Source organism: Chromohalobacter sarecensis (assembly GCF_023061135.1).
In the GTDB taxonomy this organism is placed as follows: Bacteria; Pseudomonadota; Gammaproteobacteria; order Pseudomonadales; family Halomonadaceae; genus Chromohalobacter; species Chromohalobacter sarecensis.
This window is the reverse complement of record NZ_JAKGAN010000008.1, coordinates 86,313-104,241: the sequence shown is the minus strand read 5'-3', so window position 1 is coordinate 104,241 and position 17,929 is coordinate 86,313. Positions and strand designations below refer to the sequence as shown.

The window sequence follows — 17,929 nt, the reverse complement described above, 5'->3', positions numbered from 1 at the left end:
CATTCGCCGCCTTCAAGGAGGCAATTCATGAGCGAGACTACTCACGACAGCCGCAGCCTCAGCGCCGCGCAAATCGGACTATGGCTGGGGCCACTATGGGTCATTCTATGCCTGGTCGTGCCCGCGCCAGCCGGCATGTCCTCACCGGCATGGGCATGTGTCGGCTTTGCACTGCTGATGGCCACATGGTGGGCCACCGAGGCCATCCCCATCCCCGCGACCTCGTTGCTGCCCATGGTGCTCGCTCCTGTGCTGGGCATCGACGAACTCGATTCCGTGGCAGCCAGTTACGCCGACCCTATCATCTATCTCTTCCTGGGGGGCTTCTTGCTGGGCATCGCGATGCAGCGCTGGAACCTCCATCGACGCATCGCCTTGAAAGTCCTCAGCATCGTCGGTCAGAAACCACGCCAGCAAATCGCGGGGTTCATGATCGCCACGGGCTTCATCAGCATGTGGGTCTCCAATACGGCCACCAGCATCATGATGCTGCCTATCGGCATGTCCGTCGTCAGCCTGCTGGGCGATGGCGACTCACGTGAAGTCTCGCGCTACGCCACCGCCCTGCTGCTGGCCATTGCTTATTCCGCCAGTATAGGCGGCGTCGCCACGCTCATCGGCACCCCACCCAATGCCTTGCTCGCGGGATATCTTTCCGGCGAAGGCATCGATATCGGCTTCGCTCAATGGATGACCATCGGCTTGCCGGTCAGCATCGTGATGATGGCCGTGACATGGTGGTGGCTGACCCACAAGGGCTTCGATCTGCAGCAAAGCGACGATGGCGGAGAAATGATTCGCCGCGAACTCGAATCGCTCGGCACCATGACCGCCGCCGAGCGCCGCGTCGGCCTGATCTTCCTCATTGCCGCCGCCACCTGGATGCTGCGCCCACTCTTGAATCAAGTCGGGCTCGACTGGCTATCGGATACCACCATTGCTCTGGCCGCCGGTATTGGGCTGTTTCTCGTTCCTAGTGGAGACAAGGCACGCGGCGCGCTGCTCGACTGGGACAGCGCCAAGGAACTCCCCTGGGGTGTGCTACTGCTCTTCGGCGGCGGGCTCGCGTTGGCAGGAATGATCAAGAACTCCGGCCTAGCCGAATGGATCGCTCAACAACTTTCGATCTTCAGCGTGTTCCCGCTGTTGATGCTAGTGGGCATCATCGTATTGGTCATCATCTTCCTGACCGAGGTCACCTCGAACACGGCCACGGCAGCAGCCTTCCTGCCGCTTCTCGGTGCGCTTGCCATCTCGCTGGACATGGACCCGCTACTGATCACGGTCCCTGCCGCCATTGCTGCCAGCTGTGCCTTCATGATGCCGGTTGCGACCCCACCCAATGCCATCGTGTTCGCGACGGGCCATATGAAGATTCAGTCGATGATTCGCGCTGGCTTTCTACTCAACATCGTCGGCACGCTACTGATCACACTGATCACCGTCACACTGCTGCGCCTGCTATGGGCTTGACCTCATAGAATAAGCGATCACGAATATTAACAGTCAACGTATGGCAACGCCCCACCGGACGTTGCCATTTGGGTTATCGGTTTCTTGGCTTTGAAGAAATCAATAGATAACGGTATAAAAAATTAAAGACCGAACAAATGCACCAAAGGCGGCAGGATGAAAGCTGTCAGCAGGCCCGTCAGCCCCATTGCCAGTCCCGCAAAGGCACCCGCCACGGCACCGATCGACGAAAAGGAATAGGCCGTCCCGAACCCATGCGCTGCCACTCCCATGGTAAAGCCTTGCACACTAGGGTCGCGCACCTTGAGCAAGCGGAAAACAACAGGTCCCAGAGCACACCCGAGAGAGCCGGTGATCAGCACCATTCCTGCCGCCAACGACGGAATACCACCCAGTTTCTCGGCGATCCCCATCGCGATGGGTGATGTCACCGACTTGGGCGACAGCGTCAGCACGATTTCGCGACTGGCCCCCATGAGCATCGCGACACCTACCGCAGACGTCACCGCCGTCACGATCCCCGCGACGCAGCTGAGCAATATCGGCACCAACATATGCCTGACACGCTCCCGGTAGTCATACAAGGGAATCGCCAAGGCAACGGTCGCGGGCCCCAATAGGAAATGAATGAACTGAGCGCCCTCGAAGTACGTCGCATAATCGGTATCCGTCAGCATCAGAAAGGCAATGATCATCACGATGGTGAGCACGACCGGGTGCAGGAAAGGCGTGCCCCCCAGGAGACGATTGAGGTAACTCGCCGCCATGAAGGCGAGCAACGTCACCAGCAAGTGCAATAACGGGCTGGCGGAGAGATACACCCAGAGCTGATCGAGCACAGGAACGCTCATGAACGCTCCTCCTGCCAGTCGTCACGTGGGTCTCTGGGCAGCGAGCGCGTCAACCACGACATGACTTTTGCCGTGACGGCCAAGGTCAAGGCGGTCGACACCACGAGCGTGACGACGATGGGCCAGAAGTCCGCCTTGATAAGATCGAAATGCACCATGATGCCAACCCCCGCAGGCACGAAAAGCAACGTCAAGTGGCGCAGCAGTCCTTCACCACTCGTGCGCAGCCCCGTGGGCACGCGTCCATTGATCATCAACCCGACCAATAGCACTACCATGCCCACGACGGGTCCCGGCACGGGAAGCTGGAACCCATGAACCAGAATCTCGCCGAGAAACTGACACCCCAGCAGCACGCTCATTCCGGCAATTAGAGGCATTGTGTCATCTCCACATGAAACGGCCACATTCTACATCTTTCGTCTAATCCATGCCGCCCTACACCTCAGTTGATAGCGGTCACCACACTGCCTTATACCTTTCATCGTCGGACATTCATCATCACCGGGCACTGGCAAGCAGTTGAAAAAAAAGCGCTATCAAGGGTTTTCATTTCCCGGAAGCCGAGGTAGTATACGCAGCGTTCCACGGGCGGCACCGGTTTTAAAGCCTTCCGACAGAACGTTAACGGAGCGTGGCGCAGCTTGGTAGCGCGCTGCAATGGGGTTGCAGAGGTCGCTGGTTCGAATCCAGTCGCTCCGACCAAAAGATTGAATAAAAACCGCCGCTTATGGGTCAACCATAGCGGCGGTTTTTTGTTGTGTTAGCATCATGGTGGTGATGGTCGGGAACACTCGTCAGCATGACGAGTCCCACGTTCGGTTAACGCAATTCCAGCGAGGTCCAACACATGCTGCATGACGCCATTGAGATACGGAAAATCACCGGCTCTAACGCGGATGACATCCGCTATGAAGTCTATGATAGCGACACAGGAGTGAGCTTGGGGCTTTACCAAAGCATGGAACATGCCGAAGCCGAACGTCAGCGAATGAAGACGTCCGACAACGAGGTCAAGTCAGGCGAAAAGGACGACGACCCTAGCGTGGAATGATCACCGAAAACGGCTTGGCAGTGTCTACCAAGCCGTTTCAATGCACGCCCCCCCGTCTCTACCGATGGCGCCATAGATCCCACACGATCCCGCCAGCGATGCCAGCAATGACGCCCGCCAGCACATTGCCCACCGCCAGCCACGCGACCAGCCCGACCATAATGCCGAGCAGTGCTCCGGGTAGTTCCTTCATGGCATCTCCAAAAAGCATTAAATTCTGGACGACAAGTCGGCGAGCGCAGCCAGTTTTCGTACAGAATCTGAGTTACATAGGGCTGAACGCATCCTGATGCACACAGCCCCATGCATCCCAGTATCGGTCATGCCATCTTCTGCCACTCAATCAAGGCCGCTGCCACGGCGTTAGGGTCCCATCCGCTGCGATGCAGACTCGACGACATAATAGCCGCCTGCGCGCCCTGACGTGCCACGAACAAGCGATATCCCAGGTAATCGCCGCGTTCGCAACGCGCATTGACCTGCCCGCAGACCACGCGGTTGGACGGCCCACCGACGCGAGGGCCGACAGCACGAACATCGCGAAAAACTGCAGTGGCGGGATACTTGAGCAACTTTCTGACGCTCGCCTGAGCCAGATACATCTCTTCATCGGTCGCCGACGTCCATTGCAAGTGATCGCGTGCGATCTGCGCCGTGATCGCCCCTGGCGTATCGGGGGGCTGCGCCGGCAGCGACGATGAATCGTCGAGCAAGCCGCCGCTGACGAGGAGCAAGATGCCCCAAAGTTTCATGTTGTCTCCTTACCCTGGATAACTTGGTAATGACGCTCGCTGTCGACATCGGATGACGGGCGAACGCCACATCCCTTGAGAATGACATGGCACAAAAAATCGGTGATCGCACGGTAATCGCTTTCCCCGAGCGCCGCCTGATCGGTAATGCCCAGTATCTGCGCCTCGAAATCCGCATAGTGCTGGGTGGCCGACCAGATCAAGAAGATCAGCCACACCGGATCGACGGGGTCCATCAAGCCCTTTTCCGACCAGCGCTCGAAGACACGTGCCCGCGCTCGCACCCACTCGCGCAGTTCGCCGTGCAAGTATTCCTGTAGAAAAGGCGCGCCCTGAAGTACCTCGGCGGCGAACAACCGAGAGCCTTGGGGATGTTGCCGAGTCAGACGCATCTTGCTGCGAATGAAGCCTTCCAGCACTTCACCCGGATCATCGTCCTCGCCGATGTCGTCTAGCATGGCGTTCCAGCGAGCCATCATACGCTCGAGCAACGTCACGTACAGTTTGCGCTTGCTGCCCACATAATACAGTACGTTGGATTTAGGCAGCCCTGCCGCTTCGGCGATGGCCTGCACGCTCGCGCCTCGATAACCATGGCACGCGAACACGCGTTCAGCCGCCTCGAGAATCACGCTTTCATTGCGCGCCCGCGTTCCCAACTCGGGCGAATTCATCGATGTCATGGCCACTCTCTTCATCTGCCGGTACGAAAGTCTGCCCCAGCGAGTGTCGCCAGTGCAACGCACACCAACGCCCTATGGTACCGATCATCTAGCACACCTCGGTGCACGACAAACAAGCGCAAAGGGGACTTGTCATACGCGCCATTTTGATCAAGGCTTAACAGAGTTGACCGAATGGTCATATCGACATGCGCAGTGCGCGCCTCGGACCACAACGACAACCCGATGGACACTCCGATGATCGAGTTTTATCTCAATGGCGAAGCGCAATGCTGCGCCTCGCTAGCGCCGGAGACCAGTATTCTGGAGCTCTTGCGCAACGAATTACAGCGAACCGGCACCAAGGAAGGCTGCGCCTCGGGCGACTGCGGCGCGTGCACGGTCGCCATCGGCGAGCCCGACCGCGACGGCCGCCTGCACTATCACAGCACCAATGCCTGCATCACCCCGGCTCATCAACTACAGGGCCGCCATCTCGTCACCGTCGAGGGGCTCGCGCGTGGCGACGCCTTGCATCCCGTCCAGGCGGCCATGGTCGAATGCCATGCCAGTCAGTGCGGTTTCTGTACCCCCGGCATCGTCATGTCACTGTTCACGCTTCACGAGCGCCAGCGCCAGTCACCGATAGCGCTGGACGATGCCTGCCTCGAGGCAACGCTGGGCGGCAATCTATGCCGTTGCACGGGCTACCGGCCCATCCAGAAGGCCGCACGCCTCATGGCCGACCAACCCGACGTGCGCCCGGCCTGGGCGGATGACCCAAGGCTCGACAACGATGTCGCGGCCTTGAAGAACACGCTCGAGACCACCGGCTATGCCATACCAAGCACGCTGGAAGCCCTGCACGCGCTGCGTCGCCAATATCCGGCAGCGCGCCTGGTCGCCGGGGCCACCGACTTGTGGCTCGAGGCCACACAACGGCTCGAAGCCTTCGAGACCCTGATCGACATCAGCCGCGTCGCCGAATTGCAGGCAATCGACGAGACGCCCGACGGCTGGTGGATCGGCGCCAGCGTCACCTACGCGCGCCTCGAACCGCTGCTCGACGAATTTTACCCCGCGTTCGCTCGGCTATTACGGCGCCTGGGCTCCGCGCAGATCCGCAATCGCGGCACTCTGGGCGGCAACATCGCCAATGCCTCACCCATCGGCGACACGCCACCGGTATTGCTCGCGCTCGATGCCCAACTGGCGCTGGAAGGCCCCGACGGCGCCCGGGAGCTGCCTCTGGAGGCCTTCTTTCTCGATTACAAGCGCACCGCCCTCGAGCCCGGTGAATTCATCCGCGCCATCTTTCTGCCGCGCCCCGAAAGCGACCCACATCTCGAGGTCTGGAAGCTCTCCAAGCGCCGTGAGGACGATATCTCGGCAGTGCTCGGCGCCTTTGCCTGGCGCGAGGAAAATGGCTGCCTGCGCGATGTTCACCTGGCCTTCGGCGGCATGGATGCCACACCACGGCGTGCCCAGGCCACCGAAGCCGCGCTGGAGGGAAAAGCCCCCGATGTGGCGACATTCGATGCGGCTCGCCAAGCCCTCGCGCGCGACTTCAAACCGCTCGATGACGTGCGTGGTTCCGCCGCCTACCGCCAGCTCGCGGCGGCCAATCTACTCGAACGCCTGCGCCTGACGATCGACCACGACGCTACCCAGGAGGTCTGCCTCGATGCGTACGCTCACTGATCTCTCACGTTCACCGGTAGGCCCAGAAACACCCGAGCGCCCCGCAGCACAGACGCCCGCCCGCCATGCGCCCGCGCATGACAGCGCCACATTGCATGTCACCGGCCGTGCGCGATATCTCGACGATCAACCCGCGCCGGCGGATGCACTACATGTCGCGGTGGGACTGAGCCCGACCGCATGCGGCAGACTCACGCAGATGAATCTCGACGCGGTACGCCGTGCCCCTGGCGTCGTCGACGTCATCACCGTCGTCGATATCCCCGGCAAGACCGACGTCGGCCCTGTGTTTCCGGGGGACCCGCTACTCGCCGATGCCGAGGTGCGCTATGTCGGGCAGCCACTGTTCGCGGTGGCCGCCACCGATTTCAAGGCAGCCCGCCGCGCCGTGACACTTGCCGAGGTCGAGATCGATGCTCAGCCCGCACGACTCGACGCTGTTGCCGCCGCCGAGGCCGAGGAATGGGTCCGCCCACCGCATGTTCAGCAAAGCGGTGACTGGCAACAGGCGCTTGCCGGGGCCACTCACGTGCTCGAGGCCGAACAATTCGTCGGTGGGCAGGAGCACTTCTACCTCGAGGGCCAAGCCTGTCTGGCACTGCCCAACGAGGACGACGGCGTCACCGTGCATACCTCCAGCCAGCATCCCAGTGAAGTGCAGAAACTCATTGCCGAAGTGCTGGGCGTAGCGTTGCATGCCGTAACCGTGGAAGTACGTCGCATGGGCGGCGGCTTCGGCGGCAAGGAAACCCAGGCCGCACCGTGGGCGTGCCTGGCCGCGCTGCTGGCCCGCCGTACCGGGCGTGCCATTCGCCTACGTCTACCGCGCGGCGATGACATGCGCGCCACCGGCAAACGCCACCCCTTTCATAACCGCTATCGGTTGGGAGTCGACGCCCAGGGCATATTGCTGGGAGGCGAGATCACCACCATCGGCGACTGCGGCCACTCGCCGGACTTGTCCGAAGCCATCGTCGACCGTGCCATGTTCCATGCCGATAACGCCTACTCGCTGGGTGACGCCCGGGTCACCGGGATTCCCGCGCGGACGCACAATCCGTCCAATACCGCTTTTCGCGGCTTCGGCGGCCCCCAGGGCATGATGATCGTCGAGCGCGCCATGGACGATATCGCACGGCACCTGGGCGAAGACCCACTCACGATCCGCAAACGTAACCTCTATCGTCCCGACCGAGACGTCACCCATTACGGACAACACGTCGAACAGACCGCGCTGCTGCACGAAGTCGTCTCGCGGCTCGAAACCGACAGCGACTACTGGGCACGACGCGACGCCATCCGCACCTACAACGCCCAGAGCACGATCCTCAAGAAGGGTCTGGCGCTGACCCCGGTGAAATTCGGCATTTCGTTCACCGCCAAGCACCTCAATCAGGCTGGCGCGCTATTGCACATCTATACCGACGGCAGCGTGATGATCAATCACGGCGGCACCGAGATGGGCCAGGGGTTGCACACCAAGGTCGGGCAAGTCGTGGCGCGTGAGTTGGGGCTCGACAATAGCGCCGTGCGTATTACTGCCACACGCACCGACAAGGTGCCCAACACCTCGCCGACCGCCGCCTCCAGCGGCGCCGATCTCAATGGCATGGCGGCCCGCAACGCGGCCATCCAGGTGCGCGAGCGGCTTTTCGATTTCGCCGCTGAACACTTTTTTCAAGATCAGCAGTTCGATCGCGAAGGCATGCGTCTCGAAAACGGCGAGCTGGTCGCCGGTAGTGGCGAGAACGGCGAGAACGAGCGCCGCATCGCCTGGGGCGAGCTCATCCAGGCCGCTTATCTGGGGCGCGTGTCGCTCTCGGCGACGGGGTTCTATGCCACGCCGTTGATTCATTACGACCGCGCCGCCGGCCAGGGGCGCCCCTTCTACTACTACGCCCATGGTGCGGCCGTCTCGGAGGTCGTCGTCGACACGCTGAGCGGCGAATATCGCGTCACCCGCGTGGATATCCTGCACGACGTCGGCGACTCGCTGAACCCGGCGATCGACACGGGCCAGGTCGAAGGCGGATTCATTCAGGGCATGGGCTGGCTGACCAGCGAGGAGCTCAAGTGGGACGCCTCCGGTCGCCTGCTGAGCGACGGGCCGGCGACCTACAAGATTCCCACCATCGGCGATACACCACCCGACTTTCGCGTCTCGCTGCTCGAGGGACACCCCAATTCGCAGGCCAGTTTGTACCGCTCCAAGGCGGTGGGCGAGCCGCCCTTCATGCTAGCGATCTCGGTGTGGTCGGCGCTACGCGACGCACTATCGAGCCTCGCCGATTATCGCGTGAGCCCCGCGCTGGATACACCGGCCACGCCGGAACGCGTACTCTTCGTCGCACAGGCCCTGCGTCAGGCCGCTGAAACGAAGACACCAGCGGAGACACCACAATGAGCGCCGAGACCTGGCACAGCGCCCTGCACCGTCTGCAAGGCGAGGCCGCGCCTCACGTGCTGATCAGCGTGGTCGGTGCCGAAGGCTCCACGCCGCGCGAGCCCGGTGCCAAGATGGTGGTGACCGCCGAGACCAGCCACGACACGCTCGGCGGCGGTCGCTTCGAGTACCAGGCCATCGCCTGCGCACGCGACATGCTCGCCGCCAGCGCGCGTGGCGAGCAGCCAACCACGCCACGTCTCGAAGCCTTTCCCCTGGGCGGCCGCAGCGGGCAGTGTTGCGGCGGTCATGTCAGCTTGCTGTTCGAGTGCTTCGCGGGCGCCGAGCAGCACATCGCCATATTCGGTGCCGGCCACGTCGCGCAAGCACTCGTGCCCTTGCTGACACCGCTTGCCTGGCGAATACATTGGTTTGACAGTCGTGCCGACGCCTTCGCGGCACTCGCGCCCTCGCCACGCGTCGATTGCCGTTGCCTCGACGAGAACGCCATCACGCCGGCCATCGAGACGGCCCTGGAAAGCCTGCCGCATGGTGTCCATGCGCTCGTCATGACCCATGATCACACTCAGGACCGCCGCCTCGTCGACGCCTTGCTCAACCATGCCGGCATAGCCTCCATCGGCTTGATCGGCTCGCAAAGCAAGTGGGCGAGTTTCCAGCGTCCCCTGCGCGATGCCGGGCACGACACGAACGCGCTGGCGCGGGTACGCTGCCCGATCGGCATCCCCGGTGCGGGCGGCAAGCGGCCCTATGAGATCGCGTTGGCCATCGCCGCCGAATTACTGACCTTTGCCCCGGCCGAGACCCACGCGTCACAGCGTGGAGTGACGCCCACCACCTGGCGCCAGACGACTGGCCAAGGTGTGCACCTCTGAGGCCGATAGCAGAGCACTGTTTTCGTCATTTTCCGTTTACAAGAGCGTTTCCATGACCCACTCCCGATTGCTACGCGGCGCCGTGCTGACCTTCAATGCCGATCCCGGCGAAGCCCCGACCCCGGAAGCTGATAGCTTGCACTATTGGGAAGATGGCGCCGTGTGGGTAGAAGATGGCCGCATTCGCGCTGTCGACGACTTTGCCGCCCTCGCTGCGCATGTGCCCGAGAAAATCGAGCTCGTCGACTACCGCGGCAAGCTGATCATGCCCGGCTTCATCGACAGCCATGTGCATTATTCGCAGCTCGATATCATCGCCTCGTTCGGCCGCGAACTGCTCGACTGGCTCAACGACTACACCTTCCCCGCCGAATGCCGTTTCGCCGAACGCGCCCATGCCGCAGACGTCGCCGAGCGCTTCCTCGACGAGATGCTGCGCGGCGGCACGACCACCGCTCAAGTATTCTGCACCTCGCACCCCGGATCGGTGGACAGCATCTTCAGTGCCGCCGGCAAGCGCCGGTTGCGCTTGCTGGCGGGCAAAGTCCTGATGGATCGCCACGCCCCGGAGGCGCTCACCGACACCGCCACCGGTGGCATCCGCGATAGCGAGCGGCTCATCGCCGACTGGCACGGTAAGGATCGTCTGGCCTATTCGCTGACGCCGCGTTTCGCCCCGACATCGAGTCGCGAACAACTCGATGCCGTGGGGGGCGTGCTGCGCAACGACCAAAGCCTGTATCTACAAAGCCATCTCTCGGAGAACCGAGGCGAACTCGCCTGGGTCGCCGAGCTATTCCCTGAATGCCGTGACTACCTTGCCGTCTACGAACGTTATGGACTAGTCGGCCCGCACAGCACCTACGCGCACGGCATTCATCTCTCCGAGGACGAGCGCGCGCGGCTCGCCGATGCCGGCGCCAATATCGCCTTCTCGCCGACGTCCAACCTGTTTCTGGGCAGCGGGCTCTTCGATCGCCTCGCCACCCGTGACGCCGGCGTCGTCACCTCGCTAGCCAGTGACGTGGGGGCCGGCACCGGGGTATGCGGCCTGACGACGCTGCAAGGCGCGTATCAGGTCGGCGCCTTGCTTGGGCAGCCGCTGACCGCCTGGCAGGGACTTTATCGGCTTACGCTGGGCAATGCTCGGGCGCTGCACCTCGATCACTGCATCGGTCGCGTACAAGCGGGGCACGAAGCCGACCTGGTGGTGCTGGATATGGCCGCTACACCGTTGCTGGCGCGTCGCACCCAAGTGGCCGAATCACTCGGCGAGCGGCTCTTCGCGCTGATGATGCTGGGTGATGACCGCTGCGTGTACGCCACCTGGGCCGATGGCGACCTAGTGCACCAACGTGATGCACGCGATCACCGTGGAGCACCAATGGAGCGCGCAGCCGCACATTCATGAAGCATCGATCCTCGCCAGCGCCCAGGCATGCGGCGAGCCTGGCGATGGCACACACTTGGCACTCCTATTGCTTATGCATTGCAGCATGATTTTGTATACATAAAGCCCGCCGCACGATCGGGCACAAGGAGCCAAGCCATGTCAGTCGATCAACCCCTCTACCGACTCGAGGATCGCCCCGGGCCGCTGGCCGCGCTACTCGTCGCCGTACAACACGTCCTTGCCAGCTTCGTGGGGATTATCGCGCCCAGCCTGATCGTCGGCAGTGCCTTGGGGCTCGACCAGTACATGTCGTATCTGATCAGTATGGCGCTGTTCGTCTCGGGCGTGGCGACATGGGTGCAATCCCAGCGCCTCGGGCCGCTCGGGTCGGGGCTCTTGAGTGTTCAGGGGACGAGCTTCTCGTTCGTGGCCGCGCTGATTGCCGCCGGCGAGACAGCGCGTGCCGGCGGCGCCAGCGACGAGGCCGTCATCGCGACGTTGCTCGGCGTTTGTGCCGTGGGCAGTTTCATCGAGATCGCCCTCGGCGGCATGCTGCATCGCCTCAAGCGCATCATAACGCCCACCGTGACCGGCGTGGTCGTGACCTTGATCGGCCTCTCGCTGGTCAAGGTCGGCGTCACCGACATGGCCGGCGGGGTCGGCGCCGAGGATTTCGGCAGCCTCACCAACCTGGGCCTCGCGGCGCTGGTGATCATCGTGGTGCTGGCTTGTCAGATGTCCCGACACACTTGGCTGCGCATCGGCTCGGTGTTCTTCGGGCTCGTCATTGGCTGTCTCGTGGCCGCGTTTACCGGCCAGTTCGAAGGTCGTCCCGAGGCACTTGAATGGTTCGCCCTGCCGCAGCCGCTGCGCTTCGGCATCGGCTTCGACTGGACGGCCTTCATCCCCGTGGCGTTCATCTTCCTGGTCACCGCCATCGAGACCGTAGGCGATCTCACCGGCACGTCACGCGCCTCGGGCGAGCCCGTCAGCGGCCCAGTCTATCAACGCCGGATACGCGGCGGCGTGCTGGCCGATGGCGTCAACTCCTTGATCGCCGCACTGTTCAATACGTTTCCGAACACTACCTTCAGCCAGAATACCGGTGTCGTGCAGTTGACCGGTGTGGCCAGTCGCCATGTGGGGCGCTACGTCGCGGTCATCCTGCTGTTGCTGGGCCTCATTCCCGCCCTCGGCACTCTGCTGCAGTTCATTCCACGCCCCGTGCTCGGCGCCGCGACGACCTTGATGTTCGGCCTGATCGCCGTCTCCGGCATCCGCATCCTCAGCGATCAGACGATGACCCGCAAGACAATCATGACCATCGCCGTGTCGCTGGGCATGGGGCTCGGCGTCCAGCTCGTTCCCGAAGCTCTCACCGGGCTTCCCGAGACCGCCGAACGGATCTTCTCTTCGCCGATCACCACCGGCGGGTTGACCGCCATCCTATGCACCCTGTTGCTGCCCGGCAGCACCGGGAACGCCGAGGAGCCCGCCGACGCAACGCCACGCGCCACGGCACCCAATCAGTCTTCGTAAGCCATAACGATCTCGTGACCCATAACAATCGATCGAAGGAGTTCGCCATGTCTCGCTCAGCACAACACACGCCTCCCTTGCACGTTCTCGTCGTCGGCGCGGGGATGGGCGGCCTGAGTACCGCGCTTGCCTTTCAACACCAGGGCCACAGGGTCACCGTCGTCGAGCGTGTCCAAGAAATACGCCCGATAGGCGCGGCCATTTCTCTATGGCCCAACGGGGTCAAGATCATGCACCGCCTGGGGCTCGGCGACACCATCGAGCGGCTCAGCGGCGAGATGACCCGCATGCGCTATCTCACCCATCATGGGCAGACCTTGACCGATTTCAGTCTCGCGCCGCTGTTCGAAGACGTCGGGCAGCGCGCCTGCCCCATCGCGCGCGCCGCTTTGCAGCAGACACTCTTCGAGGCAGTGGGTGACGCGCATATCCAGCTCGGGCGTTGTTGCCACGATTACACGCTGACGGACGACGGCGTCACGGCACATTTCGAGGATGGCGGCAGCCTCGACGCCGACGTGCTGGTAGTCGCCGACGGCACGCACTCACGGCTGCGCGGCAAGCTCACCGGGCACGCCGTGGAGCGCCAGTACGTGGGGTACGTCAACTGGAACGTGCGTGTGCCCGCTGACGATGATCTGGCGCCGCTCCACAATTGGGACCAATACGTCGGCGATGCCAAACGCGTCTCGTTGATGCCTATGGGCAGCGGCGGTAACGACCAGGGCACGCAGGAATTCTACTGTTTCTTCGACGTGCCCTTGCCCGCCGGCACGCCAAACGATCCGCAGCACTATCGCGATGAACTGCGCGAGTATTTCGCCGGCTGGGCCGAGCCGGTACACGCCTTGATCGAGCGCTTCGATCCTCAGCGCATGGCGCGCCTCGAAATCCACGATATTCCACCCCTCGATACGCTCACCGCGCCCCGCGTGGCGTTGCTCGGCGACGCCGCGCACGGCATGTCGCCGGATCTCGGCCAGGGCGGCTGTCAGGCCATGGAAGATGCCTGGGTGCTGGCCGAGGCCGTACAGCATGCCCTTGATGCGCACACCGACACCTCGACGGCGATTGCCACGGCACTGACGCACTACGATGCCGCGCGTGTCGAGCGCGTCGGCGAAATCGTCTCCCGTGCACGCAAGCGCGCGGGGATGATCCATGGCCTGGACCCCGAGCAGACCCGCGCCTGGTATGACGAACTCGCCCACGAAGATGGCGACGCCATCCTCGCAGGACTCAAGAAGACCGTTGTCGGCGGGCCACTGGGCTAAACGTCGAGACTGAAATCTCCGCAGACAACGTAAGCTTCTCTTAAGCGTTACCGTGCGAGCGTTGCGATTATTTCATCCCCGCCATCGGCAGGTATCTCATGGATTGGTCGCAACGTCGCATTCTCATCACGGGCGCCGATACACCTTTCGCGGAAGTTCTCATCGATTGGTTACTACCACGCGGCGCCCTGTTATGGACGCTGGACGAAAACCAGACCGCACTCGAACGACAAGTGCGCGGCGTGCCGACGCGTATTCATCCCATCGTGGCCTCACCATCAGCCCTGCAGCAACGCCAGCAATGCCAAGAGATCGCGGCGCGTGCCGGCATCGAGATGCTGATTCATGTGCGATCGCCCGGCTCGGATGATGCCCTCAACATCGAAGGCGCGCTGCACGTCGATATCGGCCTCGTCACGACAAGCGAGGCCCGGTCACGGCGCCCATGTGTCTCGCGGGTCCGGGAGGCGTCGCGGCCGGACAGACTCGCACTTAGCGTCGCCCCCTCCCCGAGGCGCGCCCGCTTTTCACACCTGGCGCCCGAGGACATTCCACATGTCTATCACTTGGCGGCACTGCACCACGCCACACGCCGCGTGATACAGGCCATCGAACGACACCATCGCCCTTCCCTTGCGGCCCGATGGCGAGACTACATGCATGCCAGCCAGCGTCGGCGCGCAGCGGTCGATGGCTTCAACACGTTTTAAGAAAGACTTAAGCTTTACGCAGCATGCTACGCTGGCGCCAATGCCGAGGAGGCTCCATGCGTATACTCTTGGTCGAAGACGACCCCCTGCTGGGCGATGGCATCAAGACCGCGCTCACCCGCGAAGCCTATACGGTGGATTGGTTCAGCGAAGGCCATCATGCTATCGAAGCTGCCCAAAACGAAGCGTTCAGCGCCATGATCCTCGATCTGGGTCTCCCCGACATGGATGGCATGGCGGTGCTCGAAGGCCTACGCAAGGCTTCCTCCTCACTGCCGATTCTCATCCTTACTGCGCGTGACGCCGTCGAGGAACGTATACGTGGCCTCGATGCCGGCGCCGACGACTACGTGCTCAAGCCGTTCGATCTGCAGGAATTACTCGCGCGCCTACGCGTCATGTGGCGGTGCTCGCCTCGTATTTGATTACCGATCACGAGCTGGAAGAAATGCTCGACACCCAGCTCAGCCTACACAGCCGCATCGTCGCCGGTCAGCTACCGGACGACGCCAGCGATGCCACGCTCGCCAATTTGGCCAACCGTCTCGACATTCCCGATTATCCGGCACGCACCTATCGCGATGGCCGGCCCGTCGCGCTCGAAGGCGATGACGGCACGCCGGCCAAGCTCTATCACGAGGAAGAACGCAAACTCGCGCTGGGATTCTGGGAGCCCGACAAGACACCACGCCTGCTCCAGGGGAAATGGACACAAGATGCCACTTTCCCCGCCCCCGACGAAGAAGGCTTCCGCTGGGTCGACTACGCCGGTCACCGCTGGCGCGTCTTCAGCATGTTCGACGAGCGCAACAACCTGTGGATCAGCATGGGCCAACGCGGCAATTTCCAGCGCGAGATCGTCGAACGCATCACCTGGAACAACCTCATTCCCTTGCTGATTTTGTTGCCGGTCATGCTATGGCTGATGAACCGTATCATCCGCCGTGGCTTGCGTCCCATGCAGCGCCTCTCCGACCAGGTCAAAGGGCGGCATGCTCGTGATCTTCGGCATATCGAGCTCGACGTTCCCCGCGAACTCGAGGGACTGCATCACTCATTGAACGACTTCATCGAAAGGTTGGGCGAAACCCTGGAACGCGAACGTCGCTTCACCGCAGATGCCGCCCACGAATTGCGTACCCCGTTAGCCGCGCTGCGTATCCAGCTGGACAACGTCAAGGCCGGGGAGACCGCATCGTTGCAAAAGGCATATACCGGCGTCGAGCGTTTGCAACGTGTCGTTGAACAACTGCTGGTGCTGGCGCGACTGGATCGCACACCGGATAACCACACCACCCCGATCGACCTCTACCCCATCGTCATAGAACTCATGGCCGACCTGTGGCCTCTCGCTCATGAGCGCCAGCAGCAATTGACGCTCGAAGGACTCAAACAACTGCGCGTGCATGCCGATGAGACCGAAGTCGGCATCCTGTTCCGCAATCTGCTCGATAACGCCCTGCGCTACACGCCCGAAGGTGGCCATGTCGAGGTGGAACTAAGCGAGACCGCGTCAGGCATCGCCCAATTGAGCGTGCGCGACAGTGGCCCCGGCATCCCCGACGAACTGCTCGAGAAAGTCACCGAACGTTTCCGTCGCGCCTCCGACCAACGCACCACCGGTAGCGGCCTGGGGCTTTCAATCGTCGTCGAACTGGCCCAGCGCCAGCAGGCGACACTCCAGCTGCGCAACCGCCCTGAACATGGACTCGAGGCCACCATCGTCTGGGAGATATCCCATCAGCCACGCCGGTAGTCATCATCAAGGCGCACGATATCGTCCTCGCCAAGATACGCGCCGCTTTGCACCTCGATGAGTTCGAGTTCGATGCGACCAGGGTTTTCCAGACGATGGGGGGTGCCCAGCGGGATGTACGTGGATTGGTTCTCACCCAACAGGAAGGTCTCGTCTCCCCGGGTGACACGCGCCGTGCCCGAGACCACGATCCAGTGCTCGGCGCGATGATGATGGCGTTGCAGCGACAGGCGGGCACCGGGGCGTACACGAATATGCTTGACCTGAAAGCGTGCGCCCTGCTCGACGCATTCGTAACTGCCCCACGGGCGGTAGGCACGCCGATGAGCGATGCCCTCCTGACGCCCGAGCGATTGCAGACGCGCGACCAGCGTCTTGACCTCCTGAACGCGGTGACGATCTGCCACCAACACGGCGTCGGCGGTTTCAACGACCACGAGATCCGAGATGCCGAGCGCCGCCACCAAACGTGACTGCGACTGTATCCAGGCGTCTTGCGTATCCTCCGCGATGACGTCACCGCGCAACAGATTGCCGTCATCGTCTTTCGAGGCGACATCCCATAGCGCCTGGTAGGAGCCGACATCCGACCATCCCGCCGTCAGAGGAACGACGACCCCGACGCGGGTCTGTTCCATGACGGCGTAGTCGATGGATTCGGCGTCGCATTCGGCGAATGCATCCGCCTGCGGGCGTAGAAAATCGAGATCTGTCCCGCGCCCGGCCCAGGCCTTTTCTACTGAGGCATGCATGGCGGGCCGCCAATGTCTCAGCTCTTCCAGATAGCGATCCCCACGCAACAGAAACATGCCGCTATTCCAGAGATGCTGGCCGTCATTGGCAAATTCGCGTGCGCGGATGGCATCCGGTTTTTCCACGAAGCGTACAAGCGGCTGCAACCCCGTCGTGACGTCGGCGACCTCCAGATAGCCATAGCCGGTTTCCGCTCGCGTCGGCACGATGCCGAACGTCACCAAGTCACCTCGCCCCGCCGTCGGCAGCGCCGTCTGCAATGCTTCGTGGAAAACCGCCACGTCTTCGAGATGATGATCGGAAGGCAATACCAGCATGGGCGCGTCACGGCCCGCACTGTCTTGGCGCGTCTGCTGGCATAGCGCCGCCAGGGCAATCGCCGGCGCAGTGTCGCGCCCTTCCGGCTCAAGCACGATATCCGCCTCGCAGCCGATCTCACGCAACTGCTCGGCGACCAGAAAGCGATGGGCGTCCGCGCAGACGACGATGGAACGTGCCACCTCGAGCCCTTCCAGGCGCAAAAGCGTGGCTTGCAGCAGGCTCTGCTCGCCCAGCAGCGCCAGGAATTGCTTGGGCGTATCGCGACGCGACAGCGGCCACAGGCGGGTTCCATTACCGCCAGCGAGAATCACGGGCGTCAGCATGGCATCGTCCTCATCAAGGCATATCACTAAGCGTACGGTAACCAGCCGACACGATAGGCGCCAGCCCTGTCATGACCTCGTCTTGACA

Annotated in this window: 16 protein-coding genes, 1 tRNA gene and 1 pseudogene; 12 read left to right on the top strand and 6 right to left on the bottom strand. The window is 62.5% G+C overall.

Translation table 11 applies throughout. The features are described from left to right. The first annotated feature begins 27 nt into the window (after positions 1-27). A complete protein-coding gene (locus L1071_RS13150) occupies positions 28-1,473 on the top strand; it encodes an SLC13 family permease (protein WP_246975612.1) in 1,446 nt (481 codons plus the stop codon). Positions 1,474-1,595: 122 nt separating this feature from the next. Here L1071_RS13150 and L1071_RS13145 read toward each other — a convergent pair whose 3' ends face one another. Beyond that, positions 1,596-2,324, bottom strand: a complete 729-nt coding sequence (locus L1071_RS13145) for an LrgB family protein (protein ID WP_246975610.1) — start codon at positions 2,322-2,324, stop codon at positions 1,596-1,598. Continuing rightward, on the bottom strand, positions 2,321-2,704 hold the full coding sequence (locus L1071_RS13140) for a CidA/LrgA family protein (protein ID WP_246975608.1): 384 nt from the start codon (positions 2,702-2,704) through the stop codon (positions 2,321-2,323). The genes L1071_RS13145 and L1071_RS13140 overlap by 4 nt, the downstream gene beginning before the upstream one ends. A gap of 248 nt (positions 2,705-2,952) precedes the next feature. Here L1071_RS13140 and L1071_RS13135 point away from each other — a divergent pair. Both L1071_RS13135 and L1071_RS13130 read left to right on the top strand, forming a co-directional pair. Then, positions 2,953-3,029: transfer RNA gene (locus tag L1071_RS13135), tRNA-Pro, on the top strand. Positions 3,030-3,174: 145 nt separating this feature from the next. Then, positions 3,175-3,378 carry a hypothetical protein gene (locus L1071_RS13130; protein ID WP_246975606.1) on the top strand — a complete coding sequence of 68 codons (204 nt, stop codon included), beginning with the start codon at positions 3,175-3,177 and terminating at the stop codon, positions 3,376-3,378. A 58-nt stretch (positions 3,379-3,436) separates the two neighbouring features. Here the strand turns inward: L1071_RS13130 and L1071_RS16230 are convergent, their stop codons facing one another. From L1071_RS16230 to L1071_RS13120, 3 genes are all read right to left on the bottom strand, one after another. Then, on the bottom strand, positions 3,437-3,571 hold the full coding sequence (locus L1071_RS16230) for a hypothetical protein (protein WP_281504592.1): 135 nt from the start codon (positions 3,569-3,571) through the stop codon (positions 3,437-3,439). A gap of 127 nt (positions 3,572-3,698) precedes the next feature. Further along, positions 3,699-4,130 (bottom strand): hypothetical protein, encoded by a 432-nt coding sequence (locus tag L1071_RS13125; RefSeq protein ID WP_246975604.1) that lies wholly within the window; start codon positions 4,128-4,130, stop codon positions 3,699-3,701. Further along, positions 4,127-4,813 (bottom strand): TetR/AcrR family transcriptional regulator, encoded by a 687-nt coding sequence (locus L1071_RS13120; protein ID WP_246975602.1) that lies wholly within the window; start codon positions 4,811-4,813, stop codon positions 4,127-4,129. The genes L1071_RS13125 and L1071_RS13120 overlap by 4 nt, the downstream gene beginning before the upstream one ends. 237 nt (positions 4,814-5,050) lie before the next feature. Here L1071_RS13120 and xdhA point away from each other — a divergent pair, with 237 nt between their 5' ends. The 9 genes and pseudogenes from xdhA (at position 5,051) to L1071_RS13075 (ending at position 16,444) form a co-directional block, all read left to right on the top strand. Further along, positions 5,051-6,493, top strand: coding sequence for a xanthine dehydrogenase small subunit (xdhA, locus tag L1071_RS13115; RefSeq protein ID WP_246975601.1), 1,443 nt, complete (start codon positions 5,051-5,053; stop codon positions 6,491-6,493). After that, complete coding sequence (gene xdhB / locus L1071_RS13110) at positions 6,477-8,897, top strand: xanthine dehydrogenase molybdopterin binding subunit (protein WP_246975599.1); 2,421 nt, start codon at positions 6,477-6,479, stop codon at positions 8,895-8,897. The genes xdhA and xdhB overlap by 17 nt, the downstream gene beginning before the upstream one ends. After that, positions 8,894-9,772 carry a xanthine dehydrogenase accessory protein XdhC gene (xdhC, locus tag L1071_RS13105; RefSeq protein ID WP_246975597.1) on the top strand — a complete coding sequence of 293 codons (879 nt, stop codon included), beginning with the start codon at positions 8,894-8,896 and terminating at the stop codon, positions 9,770-9,772. Before xdhB ends, xdhC begins: the two co-directional genes overlap by 4 nt. A gap of 52 nt (positions 9,773-9,824) precedes the next feature. Further along, positions 9,825-11,183: a guanine deaminase gene (gene guaD / locus L1071_RS13100; protein ID WP_246975595.1), complete on the top strand. Its 1,359-nt coding sequence runs from the start codon at positions 9,825-9,827 to the stop codon at positions 11,181-11,183. Positions 11,184-11,321: 138 nt separating this feature from the next. Beyond that, positions 11,322-12,704 (top strand): uracil-xanthine permease family protein, encoded by a 1,383-nt coding sequence (locus L1071_RS13095; protein WP_246975593.1) that lies wholly within the window; start codon positions 11,322-11,324, stop codon positions 12,702-12,704. Between the two features lie 47 nt (positions 12,705-12,751). Further along, on the top strand, positions 12,752-13,978 hold the full coding sequence (hpxO, locus tag L1071_RS13090) for an FAD-dependent urate hydroxylase HpxO (protein ID WP_246975591.1): 1,227 nt from the start codon (positions 12,752-12,754) through the stop codon (positions 13,976-13,978). A 98-nt stretch (positions 13,979-14,076) separates the two neighbouring features. Continuing rightward, a complete protein-coding gene (locus L1071_RS13085; RefSeq protein ID WP_246975589.1) occupies positions 14,077-14,688 on the top strand; it encodes an SDR family oxidoreductase in 612 nt (203 codons plus the stop codon). A gap of 56 nt (positions 14,689-14,744) precedes the next feature. Next, positions 14,745-15,095 (top strand): annotated as a pseudogene (locus L1071_RS13080) (response regulator); the annotation flags it as partial. Positions 15,096-15,109: 14 nt separating this feature from the next. Continuing rightward, positions 15,110-16,444 (top strand): ATP-binding protein, encoded by a 1,335-nt coding sequence (locus tag L1071_RS13075; protein ID WP_246975587.1) that lies wholly within the window; start codon positions 15,110-15,112, stop codon positions 16,442-16,444. Here the strand turns inward: L1071_RS13075 and L1071_RS13070 are convergent. Further along, entirely contained in the window at positions 16,429-17,841 is a 1,413-nt protein-coding gene (locus tag L1071_RS13070) for a mannose-1-phosphate guanylyltransferase/mannose-6-phosphate isomerase (protein ID WP_246975585.1), read from the bottom strand. The genes L1071_RS13075 and L1071_RS13070 overlap by 16 nt on opposite strands. Positions 17,842-17,929: the final 88 nt, after the last annotated feature.